Origin of the sequence: Microcystis sp. M049S2 (assembly GCF_020245625.1) — a bacterium.
GTDB classification, from domain to species: domain Bacteria; phylum Cyanobacteriota; class Cyanobacteriia; order Cyanobacteriales; family Microcystaceae; genus Microcystis; species Microcystis ichthyoblabe_A.
Genome location: NZ_JADBUN010000280.1, coordinates 1 through 3,190, shown reverse-complemented (window position 1 = coordinate 3,190; position 3,190 = coordinate 1). Strand labels below are relative to the sequence as shown.

The 3,190-nt window shown below is 38.5% G+C and carries 3 protein-coding genes; all 3 read right to left on the bottom strand.

The features are described 5' to 3' along the window. A partial coding sequence (locus tag IM496_RS21500; RefSeq protein WP_502862090.1) for a calcium-binding protein occupies window positions 1-2,325 on the bottom strand: 2,325 nt, incomplete at its 3' end. Window positions 2,326-2,452: 127 nt separating this feature from the next. Next, window positions 2,453-2,581, bottom strand: coding sequence for a hypothetical protein (locus tag IM496_RS21495; protein ID WP_265578368.1), 129 nt, complete (start codon window positions 2,579-2,581; stop codon window positions 2,453-2,455). A 131-nt stretch (window positions 2,582-2,712) separates the two neighbouring features. Continuing rightward, entirely contained in the window at window positions 2,713-3,039 is a 327-nt protein-coding gene (locus IM496_RS21490) for a hypothetical protein (RefSeq protein ID WP_287663271.1), read from the bottom strand. Window positions 3,040-3,190: the final 151 nt, after the last annotated feature.

The following is a 3,190-nucleotide window of genomic DNA, read 5'->3' as shown; positions in this document are numbered from 1 at the left end:
TCCCTCGCTTCCTTGGAGAGTATCACTAAACTGAGTTCCCGTAATATTGAATCGTTCAATATTGCTGTAACTAGCAATGAGAGTGGAACCATATCGAGCTTTGACTGTATTTCCATCTGTATTGTAAACACCGTAATTGCCATTGTCGTAGTTATAACTACTGTAATCTAAAATCAGTGTATCTGTTCCTGCTCCCCCGTCTAGACTATCTCCTGCACCCGCAGAATTAGGAATAAGCGTATCATCTCCATCTCCACCTAAAAGGGTATCTTTACCATCGCCTCCTTGCAGTCTATCGTTACCTGCACCACCGCTTAACCAGTCATTTCCTTGATCACCAAAAAGGAAATCATTTCCTGCACCACCATCAATAGAATCATTACCAACAGTACCAGCAATAAACTCACTTCCATCATCCCCAGGTAAAGCATCAAGTGTTAGCTCTTTTGCTCTTGTTTGTACCCTGCGCCAATCATCGAGTAAATATTTTCGTGCATCCGCATTATCAACATTTAAAATAGCCTGACCGTAGAGTATGGGATCAACTTTATGAACACTATACTCCTTTGCAACACCCAGATCAGTAAACAAACCTTTGAGATCAGAATTATAAGAAGGAAGAGCAATTACACGCTTCATATAAGGATCGCCCGCTTGAATATTCAGCGTTTTTAACTGTCTGATAATGCCATTATCTAAAGCCGCTTGAATACTTGAAAAAGAATTTCTACCACTACCACCAACATTAAAAACAAATTCTTTTTCATAATGACCATATTCGGTGGCAGTAATACTTAAAGGAGTACCTCCAATCATGCCAGCAATCAACTGAAGCGTATCTGATGCAGATTGAGCCATCTGTTGAGCCACTTCTGTTTTTCCACCGTCTGCTGAAAAGCTAAATTGACTAACAAACTTACCCGCTGCAACATTGTAATATACAGAATAATAAGCACGAGGATCTTTGTCAAAAATAAGATCCCACGCCCATCCACCAATAACTGAACCCAAAAAGTTCCCAATTCCGGGAGCAATAAAACCACCGATTACTCCACCAATCGAAGCACCAAAATTATTTAAGTCAGCCCCCGTCCATACCTTATCGACATAATTAAAAAGTTGAGTACTTGCGAAAGATTGCAATGCGCCAAACCCTGTATTAACAACCTCTCCAATAATTGATGCTTTTGTAAGGCTGAGGTTGATATAAGGATCTACTCCTAAATAATTAACAGCAAACGATTTGCCAAAAGCAGCCTCAGTTAACCCAGAAAAAATATGATTAGTTAGTGAAGCAGTAACTTGATCAATCGCAATTTGAGCAAGGGGATCTTCTATATCAAATTTCTCTGAAAAAGCTTGACTAATTGCAGAACTACCAAAACCCAACAATGTATTAGTAAAGTTCCCATAAAGTCTTGTATATAAAGCTCGTGCTGGTATTGAGCTTCCCACACTTGCCAGTTGATAAGCTAAATTATCTCCTAACCACCCGCCAAGGGTTTTTGTTGCAGTTGCGGCAATTAATTGACTTCCGAATTCTTCATTTCCATAGTGCATTGCTAACTTAGTAGCGAGAGTTGAACTAACATTTCCTAACCTAGTAACAGTTTGCCTTAGTTCCATTTCTCTAGTTGGCAACTGGCGCGTACCCATGACATTGAAGATTTCCTCTTCTGATGGAATATATCCAGCAACCAAAGTTTCTGCAAACATAACAAAGGCAGAAGCGGCTTTGTCTGCTATTCCCCAAAGAGAAGTGTTTAGATTGGTAACGCCTGCATCTTGAAGATAGTCTGTTAAATCATGTTCTATTGTTCCTAATAGCAGTGCGGGATTGTTTTCTGCATAAGTAACGAGGAGACTTGAAGTACCAGTAAAACCCAAACCATTAAGCTCTGTAGAAACTTGGCCTTTGGGATTGCCAGTAAGCATATAAAATGCGTCCACCGCCATCAGATGACCAGGTTTTGTGGCATAATCTGAGTATTTCGTGGGAACGGTAGAATCATCAGCCGAAAATTTATCTAATGTACTTCTGGAAATTTGAATAAGTTGCTGGTTTGTTACTTTTGGATTAGCTAAAAATTGATCAACGACTAACTTCGTAGCAGAATATCCATTAATAATATTGCCGCGATCGCTTGAAAATCGAGAAGTAATTGCATTGATAGCATTACTTATATCAGATGAGTTTCCTCTGAAACTCCACTGCGCTGGATTTAAATCAATATTTGGGTTGCTCATAGCTCTCAGTAATATGTTTTTCAATTGTAGAAAATGATCTAAAATCAAATTATTGGCAAAGCTTTTAGCTTTAACCATAATTTAGTAATGTAGAGTGGACATAGCCCACAAATTGCTTTGCTATTATTTATTCAGCCGAGTCAGCCGGTTTTTAAACAACTGCCTAACTAGCTGGTGTGGGTTAGGGTTGAAGACTGTCAAATCATCAATTAGCGGTTAAACCTTGATTTCTCACACCAGCCACCTGATTAGCTTGAACCAAGCCATCAGATTGAGCAAAATCGAACAAAACATCGTAAATAGCAGGAAGGAGGGGCAACAGGGTAGAAGTCATGACATTAACTGCAAAGGTTTATTGCTAACAGTTTTAGCCTAACAATTGCCAATTTTTCAAGGGTGCTGTAACAGAAATTTACAGAAAACGGGTTTCTCAAAGAAACCCGTTTTCTAGATATTAGGATAAGATTATTGGATTTTTGCCAAAGACTGCCTAAATTCTGCGAGAGAATGAGCGGTAGCTGCTAATTTAACAATCTCTTGTAATGTAGATAGTACGGAAACTTTATTCAGGTATTGTTCCACATCTAAAGGAACTTCACCTAAGCGAGCTTGCAAAACTGTTTTGACAAAATCACGAGCATTCTCTAACGCTCCAATTTCCTTACCAATTTCCTTACCCTGTTCTATTCCTCGTAACTCCATATTACTCATTAAAGGCATGGTTCTTTCCTCCTCAAATTGTTTGATTTTACTCTCTAAACTTGACTGCAATTCAGGGGATAAAGTCATCATATTGTCGATAATTTCAAACAGTTTACTAAGTAAGGTAGGTATTACCCACACTACTTATTTATGATGATACTAAAAGACTTCCTACACTCCTCAAAAGAATTTACTATAAGTGCGGCTTTTAACATCTCTTCTAAAACCGAAATAACTGAAG